We start from the raw sequence: 20,416 nt of genomic DNA on the forward strand, positions 1-20,416 counted from the left end.
ACCGTCTATGGGTCATGGGGACCCGGGTGGGGGAGACGGTCATCGGGCGGGAGCACCCCGCGGCGGTGCTGCGCGCCGAGATCGACCGGCTGACCGACAGCCACGGTGGGTTCGTTCTGGTCACCGGCGAGGCCGGGATCGGCAAGACCACGCTGGTGACCGGCGCCGCCGAGGAGGCCCGCGGCCGCGGTGTGACGGTGATCGGCGGGCGCTGCTGGGATTCGGAGAGCGCACCCGGTTACTGGCCGTGGGTTCAGGCGCTGCGCGGGCTGCGCCGGCAATCCGGCGCCGACGGGTGGGCGGCCATCGAAGCGGCCGGTGGCAGCGGGCTCGCGGTGCTGCTCGGCCAGGGCACCGACGGCGACGAGTTCACCCTCTACGACGGGGTGACCGGCGCACTGGCCGCCGCGGCACAGCATGCGCCGGTCATGGTGGTCTTCGACGACCTGCACTGGGCCGACCCGGCCACGCTGCGGCTGCTCGAGTTCGCCGCGCAACACACCTGGTTCGAGCGGCTGCTGCTGGTCGGCACCTACCGCGACGTCGAGGTCGAGGCGGCCGGCCATCCGCTGCGGCCGGTGCTGCTGCCGCTGCAGGCCAAGGCGACCACGGTGACGCTGAGCGGGCTCGAGCCGGCCGAGGTGGGCGCGCTGATCGAGCGCGCGGCCGGCCGGGCCGCCGGCGCCGACCTGGTGGCCGAGGTGCACCGGCGCACCGGCGGCAACCCGTTCTTCGTCGAGCAGACCGCGCGGCTCTGGCGTGCCGACGGTTCGCTGGCCACGATCGCGCCGGGCGTCCGCGACGCGGTGCGCCGCCGGGTCGACCTGCTTCCGGCCGAGTTGGTGGCGTTGCTGACCGCGGCGTCGGTGCTCGGCCACGAGTTCCACCGACAACTGCTCGCCGCCGTCGTCGCCGCGCCGGTGCCACAGGTCGACCGGCTGCTCGACGAGGCGATCGCGGCGCGGCTGGTGGTCGGCCGCGGCGGCGGGCAGTTCGCGTTCGGTCACGACCTGGTCCGCGAGACGCTCTATGCCGAACTGTCCGACGACGGTCGGCGCAGGTTGCACGCGACGGTGGTGACCGCGGTCGGTGAGACGCCCGCGTTGCGCGGCCGGTTGTTCCCGGCCGACCTGGCCCGCCACGCCTACGCGGGGGGCGACTGCGTCGAGCCGTCGGTGGCCGTCGAGCACCTGGTCGCCGCCGCCCGCGACGCGTCCAGCCGGTTCGCGCCGGAAGAGGCGACCAACCACTTTCGCCGCGCGCTGGAGCGCGCCGACGACCCGGCCCGGCGCGTGATGATCCAGCTCGATCTGGCCTCGGCGCTGTCCCACGGCGTCGCCCGCGACGAGGCCTGGGCCGAGATCCAGGCCGCGGCCGCGCTGGCCCGCACGGTCGACGATCCCGCGGTGCTGGCCCGGGTGGCGCTGGTCGCCGACCGCCACCACGGCCCGACGAGCCGCAAGGCGCCGACGATCGAGGCCTTGCTGCGCGAGGCACACGCCCGCTTCGTGGGCTCGACAGAGCCCGACCTCACCCGCGAACGCGTGGTCGGCAACCTGATCGCCCGCACCGAGATGCTGGCCCGCGCCGACAGCGACGACGAGGCCCTGACGTTCAGCCTGTGGAGCCGGCACGACTCGATCTGGGGGCTCGGCTCGGCCGGCGAACGCCACGCCCTGATGGTCGAGATGGAGGCGGTGGCCCGCCGCTCCGGCGACTGGCAGTCAGCGGCGTTCGCGGCGTCGCTGCGCTGGGTCGCGCTGCTGGAGCTGGGCGATCCCGCCTACTACGAGCAACTCCAGGCGCTGCATGCGATGACGGAGCAGTCCGGCACCGCGATGGCCCGGATGATGTCGTCGATCGACCGCAGCATCATCGCCACGCTGCGCGGCGATTTCGCCGAGGCGGCGGCGCTGCACGCCGAGCTGGCCGCGCTGCTCGACGGCGACGAGAACGCCTACATGGGCCAACACATCCGCTGGGCGCTGCTGATGCTGCGCGGCCGCTACGCCGAGGCCGGCGAGGTGCTCGACGGCACAGCGCGGGCGCATCCGCCCTACTACCCGCTGATGGCGGCCCTGACCGCCGCGGCACAGGGCGACCCAGGCCCGGGCCTGCGCCACCTGGCCGAGGTCGACACGTCGTCGCGCGGCTATCCGCGCTGGCTCGAGGCCCTGCTGATGCGGCTGGTGGCCGAGCTCGCGATCCTCACCCGCGAGCCGGAGCTGTGCGCCCGAGCCAGGGGGGCGCTCGGGCCACACGCCGGCGAGTGGCTGGTCTCGCTCTACGGCTGTGACATCAGCGGCCCGGTCGACCTCTGGCTGGCCCGCCTCGACGCGGCCGAGGGCCGGTGGTCGTCGGCCGAGGCCGCGTTCACCAGCGCCCACGCGGCGGCCGACCGCCTGGGCGCCCGCCCGTGGTCGGCCCTCGCGCGACTCGGCCTGGCGTCAGCCCGGCTGGCGCAGGGTTCGCCGGCAGGCCAGCTACTGTCCGAAGTGGAACGTGACGCGGGCGCTCTCGACATGCCCGAGGTGGTCGAGGAGGCACGCGCCCTGGCCAGCGCGGAGAGCGAGGGCTACGGCGACCACGGCACCCCGCCGGGCCGAGCCCGCGGTGCGAGCGGTGACGTCAGTGGCTTGGCCGAGTTCCGCCGGGAGGGCGACGTGTGGCGGCTCGGTTTCCGGGGTCGGGTTGTGCACCTTCCCGACGCCAAGGGCCTGCGCGACCTGCACGAGCTGCTCAGCCACCCGGGCGACGACATCGCCGCGGTCGTGCTGCTCGACCCGGCCGCCGGGCCCGAGCTGCTGGCGGCCCGCCGGATGGGCGGCGACCCGATCCTCGACGACGAGGCGAAAGAGCGCTACAAGCGCCGCCTGGGCGAGCTCGACGAGGCGATCGACGCCGCCGCCGAACGGGGCGACGGGGCCAGACTCGCGACGCTCGACGCCGAACGCCGGGCCTTGATCGACGAACTCCGCACGGCGGCCGGCCTGGGCGGTCGGACCCGCCGGCTGGGTGACGAGGCCGAGCGGGCCCGCAAGACGGTGACCGCCCGCATCCGCGACACGCTGCGCAAGCTCGACGACCGGCACCCCGACCTGGCGACCCACCTCCGCGACGCCGTGTCGACCGGGTCCACCTGCCGCTACGCCCCCACAGAGCCGATCGGCTGGCGGCTCTAGCCCGCGTCCAGCTGCCGCGACGCCCCCACAGAGCCGATCGGCTGGCGGCTCTAGCCCGCGTCCACCTGCCGCTCGGCCCACGGAGCCAATCGGCTGGCGGCTCTAGCCCGCGTCCACCTGCCGATCCGCCCCCACGGAGCCGATCGGCTGGCGGCTCTGGCCCGGGTTCGCGGACCTGGCAGGGACGGGCCCGCCAGGGACCGGCCCGTTCTCCGGCGGGAGCAACGGTCCGCACCACCGCGGACCCGGGACCCGAACCGGGATGTGAAACGGCCCCCGCGCCGTAGCGCGAGGGCCGCATCCGGGAGCGGGAACTACCTGCGGTTGTAGCGGTACATGGTGAGGAAGCCGAAGACGACGACGAAGCCGGCGCTCCAGAGCAGGGTCCACATGATGCTCATGCCGTCGGGCGTGCCGGCCATGACCGAGCGGATGGCGTCGACCAGGTGGGTGATGGGGTTGACCTTGACGAAGGCCTGCAGCCAGCCCGGCATCGTCTGCGGCTCCACGAAGACGTTGCTCAGGAACGTCAGGGGGAACAGGACCAGCATGCTGACGCCCATCACCGACTTTTCGCTGCGCAGCACCAGGCCGAACATGGTCCAGACCCAGGAGAAGGCGAACGAGAAGACGACCAGCAGGCCGATGCCGGCGATCACGCCCGTCGGGCCGCCGTCGGGGCGGAAGCCCAGGATCAGGCCGACGCTGAGGATGACCAGGGCGGCCAGGACGTAGCGGAGGACGTCGCCGAAGATCATGCCGACCAGGGCTGAGGGACGCCAGACCGGGAGGGTACGGAAGCGGTCGAAGACCCCCTTCTCGATGTCGGTGTTCAGGCCCACGCCGGTGTACATGGTGATCATCACGACGCTGGTGACCATGATGCCGGGTAGGAAGAACTGCAGGTAGGCACCGGTGCTGCCGGCGAGGGCACCGCCGAACAGGTAGGTGAACATCAGGGTCATGATGATCGGGAAGGCGGTCACGTCGAAGAGTTGCTCCGGGACGTGCTTGATCTTCAGCATCGCCCGCCAGCCGAAGGTCACCGACGCCGACCACGCGCTCGGCCTGGGCGGTCGGGCACCGGGCGCGAGGACGGCTCCCAGCGTCTCGGGCGACGGGACGAAGACGGTCTGGACATCGGTGGCGGTGGTGCTCATCGGACGGTCTCCATTTCCGAGTGGTCGGTGGCGGGGCGGTCGGTCAGGGCCAGGAAGACCTCGTCGAGGCTCGGCTGGCCCAGTGAGAAGTCGTCGACGACGATGCCGGCCGCGGCCAACTCCGACAGGGCCCGCGCGGCCTGGGTGCTGGCCTCGAAGTCGGAACCGTCGACCCGGGCGCTGAGCGAGACCGGGTCGGCTTCGGGCTCGACCGACGTGCCGAGCGCGCGCGCCAGCACCTCCTGCGCCTTCGCCCGGGCGGCCGCGTCGCGGAGTCGCACGTGGATGGTGCCCGAGCCGATCGACGACTTGAGCTCGCCCGGCGTGCCCTCGGCGATCACCTTGCCGTGGTCGACCACCGCGATCCGGCTGGCGAGCCGGTCGGCCTCGTCGAGATATTGGGTGGTCAGCAGGACCGTCGTGCCGTGTGCGACGACGGAGCGGATGATCTCCCACACCTGGCTACGGCTGCGCGGGTCGAGGCCGGTCGTGGGCTCGTCGAGGAACAGCAGTTCGGGTGTGTTGAGGATGCTCGCCGCGATGTCGATGCGGCGGCGCATCCCGCCGGAGTATTTCTTCACCTGGCGGTCGGCCGCGTCGGTGAGGCCGAACGCCGCGAGCAACTCCTCCGCCCGCGCTCGCGCCGCCGGCTTGCGGTGCCCGAGCAGGCGGCCCAGCAGGATCAGGTTCTCCAGGCCGGTCAGGTCTTCGTCGACCGAGGCGTACTGGCCGGTCAAGCTGACCTTGCCGCGCACGGCGTTGGCCTCGCGCACCACGTCATGGCCGAACACCCGCGCGGTGCCGCCGTCGGGACGGGACAGCGTGGCCAGCACCCGCACCGCCGTGGTCTTGCCGGCGCCGTTGGGTCCGAGCAGGCCGTAGACGCTGCCGGCCGGCACCGAAAGGTCGATGCCGTCGAGCGCGCGGGTCTCACCGAACGTCTTGACCAAGCCCGTCGCCTCGATCGCGGGGCCGGTTGGGCGGTCACTCATGGTCGTTCCTTCCGTTGACAAGTTTCAGGAGACAAAGGGGTGTGCGGCGCGGGCGGCCTTCAGCGCGCGACCCCACCAGCAGAGCTGGTCGAGCAGCACCTGGGCGGCCCGCGCCGGGAGGTCGCCGGCCAGCCGGGAGTCGAGGTCGGCGCAACCGTCGAGCAGGTCGACGCCGACGCCGTCGCGGACGCTGACCGCGTGCAGGGCGGTGAAGACGGTGCGGAGTTGGTCGACCGCGTGCTGGCCGGCCGACCGGCAGCCGTAGGAGACGTAGCCGACCGGCTTGGCGTGCCACTCGTCGTAGGCGAAGTCGATCGCCTGCTTGAGCGAGGCCGGGAAGCTGTGGTTGTACTCGGGTGTGACGACGGCGAACGCGTCGGCGCGGCCGACCTCGGCCGCGAACGCCGACATCTGCGGTGTCGCCCGGGCCGGGTAGCCGGGCGGGAACGCGAACTCGGCGAGGTCGACGAGCACGACCGAGAGGTCGGTGCGGCCACTGGCCTGCCCGGCGAACCAGCGTGCGATCCGGTCGCCGACCCGGCCCTCGCGGGTGCTCCCGATGATCACCGCCAACCGCAACGGCGCCTCGGTCATGGTGACCACCTCCCCTCTCATGGGGAAGGCGCGAGACGCTCCGCTAGATCCGATCTAGCGGCGGGCCCGGCGGCCCCGGGCGATTTCGGTCTCAAGCGCGTCGAGGCGCTGGCTCCAGAACCGCCGGTAGCGCTCCAGCCAGGCGTCGACCTCGCGCAACGGTGTCGCGTCGACCGCGTAGAGCCGGCGGGTGCCGGCCGCGCGCACGGTGGTGAAGCCGTTGTCGCGGAGCACCCGCAGGTGCTGCGAGACGGCGGGTTGCGAGATGCCGAACTCGGCCTGGATCACGGCGCCGATCTCGCCGGCCGCCTGCTCGCCGTCGGCCAGCAACTCCAGGATCCGTCGCCGGACGGGGTCGCCGAGGACGTCGAACGCGTGCACGTCTCGACTGTCTAGCAGCGGTTTATATAAGTCAAGCCTAAAGCTCGGATACGCGTCCGGCGGAGACGGCCAGCCGGCGGTTGACGCTCACCGCGTCGAGCATCCGGCGGTCGTGGGTGACCAGCAGCAACGTGCCCGGATAGCCGTCGAGTGCGGACTCCAGTTGCTCGATCGCCGGCAGGTCGAGGTGGTTGGTCGGCTCGTCGAGGACGAGCAGGTTGACGCCGCGGGCCTGGAGCAGGGCGAGCCCGGCGCGGGTGCGCTCGCCCGGCGACAAGGTCGCCGCGGGGCGCAGCACGTGGTCACTGCGCAGGCCGAACTTGGCCAGCAGGGTGCGCGACTCCTCGGGCGGCATCCCGGGCACGGCGGCCCGGAACGCGTCGACCAGGGGCTCGTCGCCGACGAAGGCGCCGCGGGCCTGGTCGACCTCGCCGATCACCACGCCCGGCCCCAGGTGCGCGTCGCCGCTGTCGAGCGGCAGGCGGCCGAGCAGCGCGGCCAGCAGCGTCGACTTGCCGGAGCCGTTGGGGCCGGTGATCGCCACCCGGTCGGCCCAGTCGATCTGGAGGTCGACCGGCCCGAGGGTGAAGCCGCCTCGGTGCGCGGTCGCCCCGCGCAGGGTGGCCACGACCGCGCCGGCGCGCGGTGCCGCGGCGATGGTCATCCGCAGTTCCCACTCCTTGCGCGGCTCGTCGACCACCTCCAGGCGCTCGATCAGTCGCTCGGTCTGCCGGGCCTTGGCGGCCTGCTTCTCGGTCGCCTCGGCGCGGAACTTGCGGCCGATCTTGTCGTTGTCCTTCGACTTGCGCCGGGCGTTGCGGACGCCGTTCTCCATCCAACTGCGCTGCGTGCGCGCCCGCGCCTCCAGGTTGGACCTCGTCTGGGCGTATTCGTCGTAGTCGTCGCGGGCGTGCTGGCGGGCCACCTCGCGTTCGTCGAGATAGGACTGGTAGCCGCCGCCGAAGTGGTTGATCTGCTGCTGGTGCAGGTCGAGTTCGAGCACCCGGGTGACCGTGCGCGCGAGGAACTCGCGGTCGTGGCTGACCACCACGGTGCCGGCGCGCAGGCCGGTGACGAACTCCTCCAGCCGGGCCAGCCCGTCGAGGTCGAGGTCGTTGGTCGGCTCGTCGAGCAGGAAGATGTCGTAGCGGCTGAGCAGCAGCGACGCCAGGCCCGCGCGGGCCGCCTGCCCGCCGGAGAGCGCCGTCATCGGCAGGTCGGGCGAGAACCCGAGCTTGACGTCGTCGAGGCGTTCGTCAAGATCCGCACCGCCGAGCGCGAGCCAACGATCCAGACCGGTGGCGTACGCCTCGTCGGCGCCCGCTCGGCCCTCGGTGAGCGCCTCGGTCGCGGCGTCGAGGTCGGCTTGCGCGGCCGCGACGCCGGTGCGCCGGCCGAGGAATGCCCGCACCGTCTCGCCGGGGCGCCGGTCGGGCTCCTGAGGGAGGTAGCCGACGGTCGCGGTGGGCGGATTGAGCGCGATGCTGCCCTGTTCGGCCGGGATGAGCCCGGCGAGCGTGCGCAGCAAGGTCGACTTGCCGGCGCCGTTGGGGCCGACGAGGCCGATCACGTCGCCGGGGGCGACCACCAGTTCGAGGTCGGCGAAGAGGACCTTGTCGCCGTGTCCGGCGGCGAGATCCTTGGCGATCAGCGTGGTCATAGCGCCGCCGATGCTATCCCGGGGAAGAGGTGATCTTCCGCTCCGTTACCGCGACGCGGCGGGGGACGGCAGACTGATCGTGTGGTGACGACGTTGGCCATCGATTGCGGGGGCGGTGGGATCAAGGCCTCGGTGCTCGACGAGGCGGGCACGATGCGGGCCCGGCCGTTGCGGGTGCCGACGCCGTACCCCCTGCCCACCTCGCTGTTCGTGAAGACCCTGCTCGACCTGGGCGCCCGGCTGCCCACGGCCGACCGGGTCACGGTGGGGATGCCGGGCATGATCAGGCACGGGGTGGTGGTGGCCACACCGCACTACGTGACCCGATCCGGCCCGCGTACGAAGGTCGATCCCGACCTGGTCGCCGACTGGAGCGGGTTCGACGCGCAGGCCGGGCTGGCCGAGGCGTTCGGCACGCCGGTGCTGGTGCTCAACGATGCCGAGGTGCACGGGGCCGGTGTGGTCGCCGGGGCCGGGCTGGAGCTGGTGATAACGCTCGGCACCGGGCTCGGCTGCGCCCTCTTCGACGGCGGGCAGCTCGCACCGCACCTGGAATTCTCCCAGGCACCCGTGCGTTGGGGGATGAGTTACGACACGTACATCGGCGAGCACGAGCGGCGCCGGTTGGGCGACGCGTTCTGGTCACGGCGGGTCCGCACCGTGGTCGACGGGCTGCGGCCGGTCTTCCTCTGGGACCGCCTCTACCTCGGTGGGGGCAACTCCCGGCTGGTCCGGCCCGAGCAGCTGTCCCGGATGGGTGACGACGTTGTCGTAGTGCCGAACACCGCCGGCATCCTCGGTGGTGTGCGGGCGTGGTCGCTGCGGCGACCCTGACGAAGGTGGAGGTGGCACATTGGATCTCCTGGAGGAGTACCGCCGGGCGAACCTGTTCTTCGAAGCCGGCGATCCGACCGGTGCGGCGCGGCTGCTGGAGCCGATCGTGGCGGCCGAGCCCGACAACGCGTCCGTGCGGCAGTTGCTGGCCCGCGCCTACTTCCAGTCGGCCCAGCTCGGCCGGGCCGAGGAGCAGTTGCGGGCGCTGGTTGAGCGCGACCCGAGCGACCACTACGCGCACCACGTGCTGGGCCGCACGCTGGAACGGCAGGGGCGCGCCTCGGAGGCGCTGACCCACCTGCGGATCGCGGCGGCGATGCACGCCGAGCACCGCGACTACGCCCAGGCGCTGGAGCGCGTCGAGTCGAAGGTCAACCCCCGGTGAAGCTCAAGCTCGACCTGCACGACATCTACAACCGCGGGCACGACATCGATCGGGCGCTCCGCGGGATCATCGACGAGGCCGTGGCCAAGAAGGCCACCCTCGTCGAGATCATCCCCGGCAAGGGTTCGGGCGCGCTGAAGAAGAAGGTGCTGCGCTTCCTGGACCAGAAAGACGTCAAGCAGCTCTACCACCGCGTGGAGAAGGACTCGAAGAACTTCGGCCGGTTGTTCGTGCACTTCCGCTGGAAATAGACAATTCCCCACATTTTGTCCCTCGATCGGGCACGATCGCACCTGGGTGCGTCTCATGTCTGATTCGGGGGAGCGGGATGAGAGGACGATCGCTGGGTGCGGCCCTGGCCGCGGCGGCAGTGGGTGGCGGGCTGGGTGTCGCCGTGCCGACGGCGGCCAGCGCGGAGATGTATGTCAACGTGCTGCCGACCAGTGTGCCCACGACGGCCGCGGAGGTCGGTAAGCACGCGTGCGACGCCAAGCTGGGCGGTGGCCCGTACCCGGACAAGGATGTCTGGGTCTTCGAACTGCCCGGCGAGCCCGTGCGGACCGGCGACATCGTCGCCCTGAGCGCCGCCTTCACGGCGCCCGCCGGCCAGGCGGTGTCGCGGAAGGCGCCCGGTGCCGGCGGCGGCATCGACGGAAGCGCGGCCTGGCTCGTGGTCGACAAGGGCGGCCGGCTGGCCGCCGCGACCGCGGCCATCTCGGGCACGGCCCGGAATGTCGCCATCGCGCAGACCTGTCCCGCCGGGGCGGCGGCGCCGCCGGCCGGCCCGACCGAGCCGGCGGTGTTCGGCGAGGCCTTCGCCGCGCCGACAGCCACGCCGACCCCGACACCGACACCGACACCGACCGCCACCCCGAGGCCCACGCCGACGCCGACGCCGACGCGTACGCCCGGCCTCGCGGACCTGCCGCATGGCACCGTCGACCTGACCGAGCCCGACGCCGACCCGGTGCCCGCGCCGGCACCGGTGATCCCGCCGGCGGCGAGCGATCCGGGCCAGGTCGACACGACCGACTACTCGGCCGGCGTCGTGCCGGGCATCGTCCCCGACGCCTACAGCGACGGCGGCCCGTACGCCTCCGACGGCAGCGTCCTGCCAGGCAACGACACCGGCGGCTACAACAGCGGTGGCGTCATCGACAACACCTACGGTGACGGCGCCATCCCGGCCGACCCGGGCGGCGTCCTGCCCGGCAACGAATTCGGTGGCAGCGGCTCACTCGGTGGCAGCGGCTCACTCGGCGACAGCGGTTCGTTCGGTGGCAGCGGCACCTACGGCGACACCGGCACGTACGGCGGCAGCGGCACCTACGGCGACACCGGCACGTACGGCGGCAGCGGCACGTACGGCGACGGCGGGCCGGTATTCGGCGGTGACCAGGGCGGCGCGATGGGCGACGCCGGCGACCTGGCCGACAGCGGCACCTCGGGCGACCTTCCCACGGGCAACCCGATCGCCTCGGCGACCTCCCCCACGACCGGGCTCAACATGAGCGGCGCGGGCTCGGCCACCTCGGCCGAGGTCGACAACGGGCCCAGCGGCGCGGTCGAGCAGGAACCGCCAGTGGCGCCGGCGCCGACCGGCAGCTCAGCACCCGGAGCGGTCACCCTGCGGTCCGACGACGGCCGTCTCACCGGCGGCGTCCTGCGCCTGGCCGCGGTCCTGTTGGCCTTCGGGCTCGCCGGCGTGAGCACGGCCCTGATCCGCCGCCGGCGCCGCCGCCTGCCGCGCCTGATCGGCCGCCACCGCGCCGCCTGACGCACACGTTGGTCGAGGCTTTGCTCTGCACCCTCACCGGAAGCGATCGGGCGCTTCCCACAGGGGTGCGGAGCAAAGCCTCACAGCAGGTAGCTCTTGACCACCAGGACGAGTTCCGAGCTGTGGCTGCCCAGCACACCGACGCCCGCCGGCCGGGGCTTGAAGCCGGGCAAGGCCTCCAGCCCGTCGCTGCCGTCTTCGACACGGAAGCGGACCGGGCCGGCCCCGGCCGGGCGCAGGGTCAGCGAGACCTCGAAGCCGCCGGCCGGCGGCGCGTGGAAGACGAGACCGAACGACCACGGGCCGCTGCGGTCGACCGGCACCTCGAAACCGTCGACCGACGCCTGGTCCACCGTGGCCGTCGCACCGTCGACGTGCAGGGCCGCGAGCCGCACCTGGCGCTGCGGTGCGAGCTTCACCCGCAGCGTGCGTACGCCGCCCGCCGTCGAGTCCGACACCACGGTCAGCGCGGCCGGCGGCAACGCGGCCGCCTGCGCCGGACCCGTTCGCACGGTCGAAGCACCGATCTCCGGGAACTGCGTGCCGACCTTCTCCCGCGTGGCCAGGTACCCGGCCGTCCAGGGCTGCGGCGACGACTCGTAGCTCACCCAGCGCGCCTGCCCGGTGTCGGCGTCGAGCGCGTACATCAGGTGGGTCGGGATCGGGTGTGCGGCATCGAAGCGGTCGACCGCGAACGCCGAACCCGCCAGCGCCAGCGTCGCCACCAGGGCCAGCACCGGCACGCCGAGCCCGAGCCGGCGGGCCCGCAGGGCCACCAGCCCCCGCTGGCCACCGGCGGCCGGCAGGAGCAGGTCGACGATCGGCAGCGCGGCCAGGCCCAACAGCGTCGCGAACAGCGCGCCGACACCACCCATCGCCATGCCGAGCGCGGGGAAGAGCAGCACCACCGTCGGCACCAGGATGACCACGCCGACCGCGGCCCCGACGGTCAGCGGCACGGCCGTCCACGCGCCGCGCAGCCGCAGCGCCACGATCCCACCGAGGGCGCCGGCCAGCGCGGGGAGCGCGGCCAGGTAGGAGCCGCCGGGGGTGGCCGCCGCCAGCACCAGGCCGAGCACGGCCAGCCAGCCGAAGGCGCCGAGCGCCAGTGCGGCCGGGCCGATCCGGCGGCGGAGCAGGGCGTACCAGGTCAGTAGCACGGTCGCGGCGAGCAGGATCACCGTGAGCCGCCACAGCAGGGGGCGGTACGGGTCGAGCAGGTCGGCGTACCCCGGGCGGAGCGCGGTGACCAGCATCCAGAGGAGCTGGGCGGCCAGCGGTGCGGCCACGATCGGCACCAGGCCGAGGCCGAAGCCGGCGGCGACCTTGCCCCAGGTGGCGCGCCCGGAGCGGACGGTCAGCAGCGCGAGCCCGACGACCGCGAGCAGGGCGAGGCCGGCCAGCGGCCAGGTCAGCCAGCCGGGATAGCTGACCAGCGTGCCCGGCACCGGGAAGTAGGTGGCGTCACCATTGGCGCGCAGGTCGGTCAGGTCGGTGGCGCCGAACGCGCGGACCAGGCCGAGCGCGTTCTCGCCGTGTTGCTGCAGGGTGCGCCGGTCGACGGAGGCCGGGGTGTCGAGCGGGGTGTGGTAGACCGCACCGCCGTCGATGTAGGCCGAGTTGAGGCCGACGAAGTCGTTGCCGAGGAACGCGGTGAAGTCGGTGTCGTTGGGCAGCAGCCGGTAGACCTCGACGGCGAACGAGGTGCCCACCGGGTGCGGCGCCGCGCTCCGGAACAGAGAGACCAGCTTCGCGTTGTCGCGCGAGGTCTCGAACATGATGACCGGACCGGTGCTGCCACGGGCCTCCAGGTTGAGCGCGACACCGCCGTCCTTGGCCAGCGGGTGTGCGGAGGCGAACGCGAGCGCGCCGCACAGGCAGGCCTCCTCGGCGTCGGTCAGCACGAAGACCACGTTGTTGCGCGGGGCGGGACCCTGCGACAGCGCGCGGGCCACCTCGAGCACCGACGAGGTGCCGGCGCCGTCGTCGTTGCCGCCCGGGCCGACCTGGACCGAGTCGTAGTGCGCGACCAGGAACACGGTGCCGGTCGGGTCGGTGCCGGGCACCTCGGCGACCACGTTGCGGACGTGCGCGACGGCCGCCGCGCCGGAACTGCCGCTCAGGTCGCCGGCCTCGCCACCGACGGTGTCCTGCACCGAGGTACGCAGTCCGAAACCCGACAGCGTGTTGACCAAATAGTTACGCACCGTGTCGTTGTTGGCACTTCCGGCCACGTGCGTACGCGCTGCGAAGGTGTTGATGTGGTCGGCGGCCCGGGCGGCACTGAACTGGTCGGCCGGCGCCGACACCGGTTTCGGGGCGGGTGGGCGGATGTCGAGCAACGAGATCGCACCGATGGCGCCCAGGACCACGACGGCCACCAGCGCCGTCAGGGCCCGCCGTTCCGGGCGGGCCAGCGCCCGCTCGGCCGGGGCTCGAACCGCTGCGGCCGGCTGCTGAACGTCAGCGGACACCACGCCTCCTTCGCGCAAAGTGAGAACACCTTAGAACCAGGGGGTGAACGAGAGGCGGGTCCGCCTGGCACGGTGGGTGCACGGTGCCATACGGTTGCCTACCGCGGGGTCAGTTGAGTGGGGGCAAGCTTCCATACGAGAGGCTGGTGACGTGAGCGAGCAGCGGTTGGCGACGGTCGCGGTGCCGCCTCAGGGCGGCCGCCAGCGGCCGGCCGGGCAGCGCCTGCGGGTGCTGCTCATCGAAGACGACGACGCCGACGCCTTCCTGGTCAGCGAGTTGCTCGACGAGGCCGAGGCGGCCGTCGACCTGGTCAACGCGAAGAGCCTGGCCGAAGCGCGCCCGCTGATGGCCGGCGCCGACTGCGTGCTGCTCGACCTCGGCCTCCCCGACGCGCAGGGCCTCGACGGCCTGCGCCAGGTGCTCGCGCTGTCCGGCGGTGCCGCGGTGTGCGTGCTCACCGGTCGGCAGGACGAGCACCTCGGTGTCGTCGCGGTCGCCGAGGGCGCCCAGGACTACCTGGTCAAGGGCCAGGTCGACGGGGTCCTGTTGACCCGCGCGCTGCGCTACGCGGTCGAGCGCAAGCGGGCCGACGAAGACGCGCTGCGGCTGCGCGAGGTCGAGTTGCGCCAGGCCGAGTCGGCGCGGCTGGAGCGCGGCCTGCTGCCCCGGCCGCTGATGCAGACCGACCGGATCCAGGTGCACCCGTTCTACCGGCCCGGCCGGCACGCGGCGCTGATCGGCGGCGACTTCTACGACGTGGTGCAGGCAACACCCGACCGGGTCGACCTGATCGTCGGCGACGTCTGCGGCCACGGTGCCGACGAGGCCGCGCTGGGCGTCATGCTCCGGGTCGCCTGGCGGGCGCTGGTGCTGGCCGGGGTGCCCGACGAGGCCGTGCTGCCGGCGCTGGAGCAGGTGCTGATCAGCGAGCGCCGGCTGCGCGAGATCTTCACGACCGTCGCCACCGTCCGGATCGACCTGCGGGCCAACCGCGCCACCGTGCGGCTCGCCGGCCACCCGCCGCCGTTGCTGCTCAGCAACGGTAGGGTCGCACCCGTGGCGGCGCCCAACGGGCTCCTGCTCGGTGTGGCACCCCGCCCGCCGCGGGCCTACGAGCTGGAGTTCGACAGCGATGACTGGTCCCTGCTGATGTATACCGACGGCCTCATCGAGGGGCGCGTGGGCGCCGGCGACGAGCGGCTCGACGTGCCCGGGCTGGTCGACCTGGTCACCGCGGCCGACGGCGTCGCGCTCGCCGACCTGCCGGGCTGGCTGGTCGGTCGGGCCGAAGACGCCAACGGCGGGGCGCTGGCTGACGACGTCGCGATGTTGCTGGTCAGTGCCGGGAGTGGCCGATGAGAGGCTGGACGCTGCGCCGCCGGGTAGGGACCCTGACCGCCCTGGTCGGCGTCGTGCTGGTGCTGATCGCGGTCGTCGCCGCCGCGGTGGCTGCGCAGAACCGCAACCACCTCGACACCCTGCTCGACAAGACCGGCCCGCTGCGCACCAACGCCGCCGCGCTGCAGACGGCCCTGCTCAACCAGGAGACCGGCATCCGGGGGTACGCGGTCAGCGGCGACCGGTCCGACCTCGGCCCCTACACGGCCGGCGTCGCGACCGAACGCGAGCTGGTCGCCGGCATGCGCCCGCTGCTGGCCGACAACCCGGACATCGCGCACCAGCTCGACCGGGTCGAGGAGCAGGCACAGGCGTGGCGGTCCAGCGTCGCCGAGAAGGTCGTCGCCGCGCCCGACGCCGCCACCGCCCGGACCTTCATCACCGACCAGGCCCGGCTGCGTTTCGACGAGATGCGCGCCTCCCTCGACGAGCTGCAGCAGCAGATGCTGGAGCTGCGCGACAGCGTCGCCGCCAAGGCCCGCAACACCGGCAACACCCTGGTCTTCCTGCTGGTCGTGGCGGCCGCCGTGATCATCGTCGCCGGGGTCGGGCTGCTGCTGTCGCTCAACCGGGTGGTGATCGGCCCGGTCACCGAGCTCGCCGACCAGGTGCGCGACGTGCGAAGAGGTGACTACTCGCGGAAGATCTCCGGCACCGGGCCGCCCGAGCTGAGCCGGCTCGCGGCCGACATCGACTCGATGCGCCAGCAGATCGCAGCCGACCTGGCCGAGGTCGGCGCCGCGCGGGAGCGGATCGAGTGGGTCAACGGCCAGCTGCAGCGGCAGGCGGAGGAGCTGATCCGGTCCAACCGCGACCTCGAGCAGTTCGCCTACGTGGCCTCGCACGACCTGCAGGAACCGCTGCGCAAGGTGGCCAGCTTCTGTCAGCTCCTGCAGCGCCGCTACGCCGGCCAGCTCGACGAGCGCGCCGACCAGTACATCGCGTTCGCGGTCGACGGCGCGCAGCGGATGCAGCGTCTGATCAACGACCTGCTGGCGTTCTCCCGGATCGGCCGGGTCACGGCCGGCTTCACCGAGGTCGACCTCGACAAGGTGATGAGCGTGGTGGGTAGCCAGACCGAGAGCGCCCGGGAGTACGCCGGTGGCGAGCTCGTCTGGCACGACCTGCCGACCGTGCTCGGCGAAGACGCGCTGCTCACCAACCTGCTCACCAACCTGGTCAGCAACTCGTTCAAGTTCCGCCGCCCGGGCGTGCCGCCCCGGATCGAGGTCTCCGCGCGCCGGATCGGCGACGACTGGGAGATCAGCTGTGCCGACAACGGCATCGGCGTGGAGCCGGAGTTCGCCGACAAGATCTTCGTGATCTTCCAACGGCTGCACTCCAAGGACGCCTATCCGGGCACCGGCATCGGGTTGGCCATCGCCAAGAAGATCGTCGAGTACCACGGCGGCCGGATCTGGGTCGACGCCGACGTCGAGGAGGGCACGGTCATCCGGTTCACCCTCCCGGTGGTCGCCGTCGACCCGACCGACGACGCCCCGGCGGCGGAACAGCCGCCCGGGCAGGCCGAACCCACCCACGACACGACCGGCGTAGAGGCTCAACCTGGCATGAAAGAGGCGGCGGCATGACGGCACCAGCCGACGGCAAGAGCCCCATCGAGGTGCTCCTCGTCGAAGACGACCCGGGCGACGTGCTCATGACGCAGGAGGCGTTCGAGGAGCACAAGCTGCGTAACCGGCTGACCGTGGTGTCCGACGGCGCGGAGGCGCTGGCCTACCTGCGCCGCGAGGGCCGCTACGCCGACGCGGTGTCACCTGACCTGATCCTGCTCGACCTCAACCTGCCCCGCCGGGACGGTCGCGAGGTGCTTGAGGAGATCAAGAAAGACGACGAACTCCGCCAGATTCCGGTCGTGGTGCTGACCACGTCGGCCGCCGACGAAGACATCCTGCGCAGCTACCAACTGCACGCCAACGCCTACGTCACCAAGCCCGTCGACTTCGAACAGTTCATCTCGGTCGTACGCCAGATCGACGAGTTCTTCGTCAGCGTCGTCAAGCTCCCTCCGCGCAACTAGGACCGCCTTATCAACGCACAGCTCAACGGTCAGGTCGGCGCGCTGGTGCGGCAGACCGCCGCCACCGTCGTCCTCCCGTCATTCCAGCACCTGCGAGCCTCCGAGATCAGCGAGAAGGGTCCCGGTGAGGTGGTCACCGTCGCCGACCGCCGGTCCGAGGAGGTGCTCACCGCCGGCCTGCTCGACCTGCTTCCCGGTTCGGTGGTGGTCGGCGAGGAGGCGGTCGCCGCCGATCCGGCGGTGCTCCGGCGGGTGGCCGGCGACGCGCCCGCCTGGATCGTCGACCCGATCGACGGCACCGCCAACTACGCCTCGGGCCGCACGCCGTTCTGCGTGATGGTCGCGCTGGTGGAGGAGGGGCAGCCGGTCGGCGCCTGGATCTACGACCCGATCGACGATCTCATGGGCCACGCAATCGCCGGCGGCGGAGCGTTCCTGAACGACCAGCGGGTCGAACCGGCCACGCCGCTGCCGACTGCGGAGATCCGCGGCATCGCGCCGGCCACCTACTACCCGGCCGACCTGCGGGCCAAGGTGACGAACGGGAAGCGCCGGCTGGGCGAGGTCACCGGTGGCCAGCACTGCGCCGGGCGCGAGTACCTCGACCTGATCGCCCGCAAGCAACAGTTCACGATGTTCTGGCGGACCTGGCCCTGGGACCACGCACCGGGCGCGCTGCTGGTGCGCGAAGCGGGCGGAGTGGTGCGCCGGCTCGACGGCGCCGACTACGCGGTCAGCCCGGATCCGGGCGAGGGGCTGCTGGCGGCCGCCGACGAGCAGACCTGGCAGGCGGTGGCCGGCGCCTTGATCCCCTGATCGCCGGCGGCCGATTCCGAGGAGCGCCGGGCGGCTGCCGATCGGGTACTCTGTCCGGCGGCCAACGGGGGATCGATTGTGACGGAAGGGAATCGCAGTGCCTCGGACGGTGACGCGGCGCCGGTGGGTCTCCCTGCTCGCCCTGCTGCTCGCGACCGTGGTCGTCGCGGTCGGTGCGCCACAAGCCGGCGCGTTCGCCGCGCCCAACCCCGCGCCCAAGGAAAACGACGAGAAGAAACTGCGTGACAACCTCGAAGCCGCGGCCAAGGGGCAGATCGAGGCGCAGCGCAAGCTCGACGACTCGAAGAAGCGGGCCTTCCGGATCAACAAAGAGGTGGCCGCGCTCGACACGCAGGTCGACGTGATGCGCACCCAGGTCGGGGTGATGGCCGTCGAGTCCTACCGCACGGGCCGGCTCACCACGCTGTCCGCCCTGCTCAACAGCGCCTCGCCCGACGACTTCCTGGCCCGCGCCGGCAGCCTGGAGCTGATGGCGCAGCGCGACGCCGGCGCCCTGCGCGGCTATCAGGAGGCGCACGAGGCCGCCCAGCTGGCCAAGGCGCAACTCGACGCCGAAGTGCGCGAGCAGCAGAAGCAGGTCGCGACGCTGGCTCAGCGCAAGGCCGACGCCGAGCGCGCGCTGCGCAGTGTCGGTGGCGGCGCCACCAGCGCCGGCTACATCAATCCCAACTCACCGGCGGCCCAGCCGGCCAAGCGCAACGCCGACGGTTCGTGGCCGACCGAGTCCTGCTCGGTCGACGACCCGACCCCGGCGACCGGCTGCATCACGCCGCGCACGCTGCACGCCATGCGGGAAGCGCAGTCCGACGGGTTCAAGCGCTACGTCTCCTGTCATCGCTCCGGTGGCGGCGGGGAGCACCCGAAGGGCCGGGCGTGCGACTTCTCCGCGGCGGCCGGCGGCTTCGAGAACAAGAGCGCGACCGGCGGCGACAAGACCTACGGGGACAACCTGGCGTCCTACTTCATCAAGAACGCCGACGCGCTCGGCGTGATGTACGTCATCTGGTATCGACGGATCTGGATGCCGGGCACGGGTTGGAAGTCCTACGACGGCGGCAGCGATCCCGCCGCCAACCACACGAACCACGTGCACCTCTCCATGCTGTAACGGGTTGTCCCCGTACCCTGACAAAATGGATCAGAGCGCCGCGATCGCGGTCGATACGTCTGAGCGCCGGCCGCTCCCCGGCGGCCTCGCCGCCTTCCTCGTGTTCCTCGCCAGCGGCGCGGTTCTCGTCCTGGAGACGGTCGCATTGCGACTGGTCGGCCCCTATCTCGGGGTCACCCTCCAGGTGACCAGTTCGGTGATCGGGGTGGCGCTGGCCGCGATCGCCTACGGTGCCTGGACGGGCGGCCGGGTGGCCGACAGGCACAACCCGCGCACGCTGCTGCCCGGCGCGCTGGTGCTGGCCGGCATCGCGACCGCGGTGACGCTGCCGATCGTCCGCTACGCCGGCGAGGCCCTGCGCGGCAGTGCGGTCAGCGGCATCCTGCTGCTCACCGCGCTCGCGGTGTTCATCCCCGCGTTCCTGCTCTCCGCGGTCACCCCGCTGGTGGTCAAGCTCCAGCTCGGCGACCTGCGCAACACCGGCCAGGTGGTCGGCAAGCTGAGCAGCGTCGGCACCCTCGGCGCGGTGACCGCCACGCTGGTCACCGGTTTCATCCTGGTCGCCGCGCTGCCCACCTCGGTCATCCTGATCGGCCTCGCGGTCGCGCTCGGCGTCGCCGGCCTGGCCCTCGGCGTCTACCTCCGCCGGGCCGATCGGCTGCCGCTGGCCGGCACCAGCCGGGCCGGCGCGCTGCTCGCGGTCGTCGGCCTGGCCGGCGCCGGGCTGTCCGCGGCCGCGCCGACGCCGTGCGACATCGAGACCGCCTACCACTGCGCGGCGGTCGTGCCGGACCCCGCCCGCGAGGGTGGTCGGACACTGTTCCTCAACTCCGCCCGGCACTCCTTCGTGGACCTCGACGACCCGACCTACCTGGAGTTCGCCTACACCCGCTGGTTCGGTGCGGTCGCCGGCGCGGTCAAGCCGCCCGGCGAGCGGATCGACGCGGTGCACCTCGGCGGCGGCGGCTTCACGATGCCGCGCTATCTCACCGCCACCCGACCCGGCACCAGCAACGAGGTGTACGAGCTGGACGGCGCGCTGGTCGCCCTCGACGAACGCGAACTCGGGGTGCGCCAGGGCCCCGACCTGACCACCAAGGTCGGCGACGCCCGGATGCTGCTCGCGAAGCGCCCGACGGCCAGCGCCGACCTGGTGATCGGCGACGCGTTCGGGCATCTCGTGGTGCCCTGGCACCTGGCCACCCGGGAGATGGCCGCCGACATCCGCCGGGTGGTCCGGCCCGACGGCGTCTACGCGCAGAACGTCATCGACTATCCGCCGCTGCGCTTCATCAAGGCCGAGGTGGCCACCGTCGCCGCCGCGTTCCCGCACGTCGCCCTGATCGCGCCGGCCGCCTCGCTGGCCGGTGAGCAGGGTTCCAACTTCGTCATCGTGGCCTCGCCGGCACCGCTGCCGATGGACCAGCTCGCCACCCAGATCGGCGCCGACGACGACGGCGGACATGCCACCATCGTCACCGGCGCCGAGCTGGCCGCGTTCGTCGGCGACGCCAAACCGCTGACCGACGAGTACGCGCCGGTCGACCAGCTGCTGGCCAACGGCGGCTGAGCCGCGGCCCCGCCTCAGGGTG

17 protein-coding genes are annotated in these 20,416 nt (G+C 72.6%); 11 read left to right on the forward strand and 6 right to left on the reverse strand.

The genetic code is table 11. The features are described 5' to 3' along the window. Window positions 1-14: 14 nt before the first annotated feature. Window positions 15-3,182, forward strand: coding sequence for an AAA family ATPase (locus AB0J74_RS07505; protein WP_363445712.1), 3,168 nt, complete (start codon window positions 15-17; stop codon window positions 3,180-3,182). A gap of 314 nt (window positions 3,183-3,496) precedes the next feature. Here the strand turns inward: AB0J74_RS07505 and AB0J74_RS07510 are convergent, their stop codons facing one another. Genes AB0J74_RS07510 through AB0J74_RS07530 form a run of 5 tightly spaced genes read right to left on the reverse strand, consistent with a single transcriptional unit; the run spans window position 3,497 to window position 7,969 of the window. Next, the gene (locus AB0J74_RS07510; RefSeq protein ID WP_363445714.1) at window positions 3,497-4,342 is read right to left on the reverse strand and encodes an ABC transporter permease; all 846 of its coding nucleotides are present in this window, start codon (window positions 4,340-4,342) and stop codon (window positions 3,497-3,499) included. Beyond that, complete coding sequence (locus AB0J74_RS07515) at window positions 4,339-5,334, reverse strand: ATP-binding cassette domain-containing protein (RefSeq protein WP_363445716.1); 996 nt, start codon at window positions 5,332-5,334, stop codon at window positions 4,339-4,341. The genes AB0J74_RS07510 and AB0J74_RS07515 overlap by 4 nt, the downstream gene beginning before the upstream one ends. A 24-nt stretch (window positions 5,335-5,358) precedes the next feature. Next, complete coding sequence (locus AB0J74_RS07520) at window positions 5,359-5,928, reverse strand: NAD(P)H-dependent oxidoreductase (RefSeq protein ID WP_363445718.1); 570 nt, start codon at window positions 5,926-5,928, stop codon at window positions 5,359-5,361. Window positions 5,929-5,982: 54 nt separating this feature from the next. Next, a complete protein-coding gene (locus AB0J74_RS07525; protein WP_363445720.1) occupies window positions 5,983-6,309 on the reverse strand; it encodes a metalloregulator ArsR/SmtB family transcription factor in 327 nt (108 codons plus the stop codon). 37 nt (window positions 6,310-6,346) lie between these two features. Then, the gene (locus AB0J74_RS07530) at window positions 6,347-7,969 is read right to left on the reverse strand and encodes an ABC-F family ATP-binding cassette domain-containing protein (RefSeq protein ID WP_363445722.1); all 1,623 of its coding nucleotides are present in this window, start codon (window positions 7,967-7,969) and stop codon (window positions 6,347-6,349) included. Window positions 7,970-8,050: 81 nt separating this feature from the next. On the opposite strand from AB0J74_RS07530, the gene AB0J74_RS07535 reads away from it, so the two are divergent. The 4 genes from AB0J74_RS07535 to AB0J74_RS07550 all read left to right on the forward strand — a co-directional run bounded on the left by AB0J74_RS07535 (window position 8,051) and on the right by AB0J74_RS07550 (window position 10,965). After that, window positions 8,051-8,803 carry an ROK family protein gene (locus tag AB0J74_RS07535; protein ID WP_363445724.1) on the forward strand — a complete coding sequence of 251 codons (753 nt, stop codon included), beginning with the start codon at window positions 8,051-8,053 and terminating at the stop codon, window positions 8,801-8,803. 19 nt (window positions 8,804-8,822) lie between these two features. Continuing rightward, entirely contained in the window at window positions 8,823-9,188 is a 366-nt protein-coding gene (locus tag AB0J74_RS07540) for a tetratricopeptide repeat protein (protein ID WP_363445726.1), read from the forward strand. Then, the gene (locus AB0J74_RS07545) at window positions 9,185-9,439 is read left to right on the forward strand and encodes a Smr/MutS family protein (protein WP_363445728.1); all 255 of its coding nucleotides are present in this window, start codon (window positions 9,185-9,187) and stop codon (window positions 9,437-9,439) included. The genes AB0J74_RS07540 and AB0J74_RS07545 overlap by 4 nt, the downstream gene beginning before the upstream one ends. Window positions 9,440-9,516: 77 nt before the next feature. After that, a complete protein-coding gene (locus AB0J74_RS07550) occupies window positions 9,517-10,965 on the forward strand; it encodes a hypothetical protein (RefSeq protein WP_363445730.1) in 1,449 nt (482 codons plus the stop codon). Window positions 10,966-11,045: 80 nt separating this feature from the next. On the opposite strand, the gene AB0J74_RS07555 is transcribed toward AB0J74_RS07550, so the two are convergent. Beyond that, the gene (locus AB0J74_RS07555; RefSeq protein WP_363445732.1) at window positions 11,046-13,439 is read right to left on the reverse strand and encodes a M28 family peptidase; all 2,394 of its coding nucleotides are present in this window, start codon (window positions 13,437-13,439) and stop codon (window positions 11,046-11,048) included. A gap of 181 nt (window positions 13,440-13,620) precedes the next feature. On the opposite strand from AB0J74_RS07555, the gene AB0J74_RS07560 reads away from it, so the two are divergent. The 6 genes from AB0J74_RS07560 to AB0J74_RS07585 all read left to right on the forward strand — a co-directional run bounded on the left by AB0J74_RS07560 (window position 13,621) and on the right by AB0J74_RS07585 (window position 20,394). After that, window positions 13,621-14,799, forward strand: coding sequence for a fused response regulator/phosphatase (locus AB0J74_RS07560; protein WP_363446584.1), 1,179 nt, complete (start codon window positions 13,621-13,623; stop codon window positions 14,797-14,799). Continuing rightward, window positions 14,796-16,430, forward strand: a complete 1,635-nt coding sequence (locus tag AB0J74_RS07565; RefSeq protein ID WP_363445734.1) for an ATP-binding protein — start codon at window positions 14,796-14,798, stop codon at window positions 16,428-16,430. The genes AB0J74_RS07560 and AB0J74_RS07565 overlap by 4 nt, the downstream gene beginning before the upstream one ends. Continuing rightward, entirely contained in the window at window positions 16,427-16,879 is a 453-nt protein-coding gene (locus AB0J74_RS07570; RefSeq protein ID WP_363445736.1) for a response regulator, read from the forward strand. The genes AB0J74_RS07565 and AB0J74_RS07570 overlap by 4 nt, the downstream gene beginning before the upstream one ends. A 45-nt stretch (window positions 16,880-16,924) precedes the next feature. Further along, entirely contained in the window at window positions 16,925-17,695 is a 771-nt protein-coding gene (locus tag AB0J74_RS07575) for an inositol monophosphatase family protein (protein ID WP_363445738.1), read from the forward strand. Window positions 17,696-17,804: 109 nt separating this feature from the next. Beyond that, entirely contained in the window at window positions 17,805-18,824 is a 1,020-nt protein-coding gene (locus AB0J74_RS07580) for a hypothetical protein (protein ID WP_363445740.1), read from the forward strand. 25 nt (window positions 18,825-18,849) lie between these two features. After that, window positions 18,850-20,394, forward strand: a complete 1,545-nt coding sequence (locus tag AB0J74_RS07585; RefSeq protein ID WP_363445742.1) for a fused MFS/spermidine synthase — start codon at window positions 18,850-18,852, stop codon at window positions 20,392-20,394. The last annotated feature ends 22 nt before the right edge of the window (window positions 20,395-20,416 follow it).

It is taken from the genome of Asanoa sp. NPDC049573, assembly GCF_040676615.1.
GTDB lineage: Bacteria > Actinomycetota > Actinomycetes > Mycobacteriales > Micromonosporaceae > Asanoa.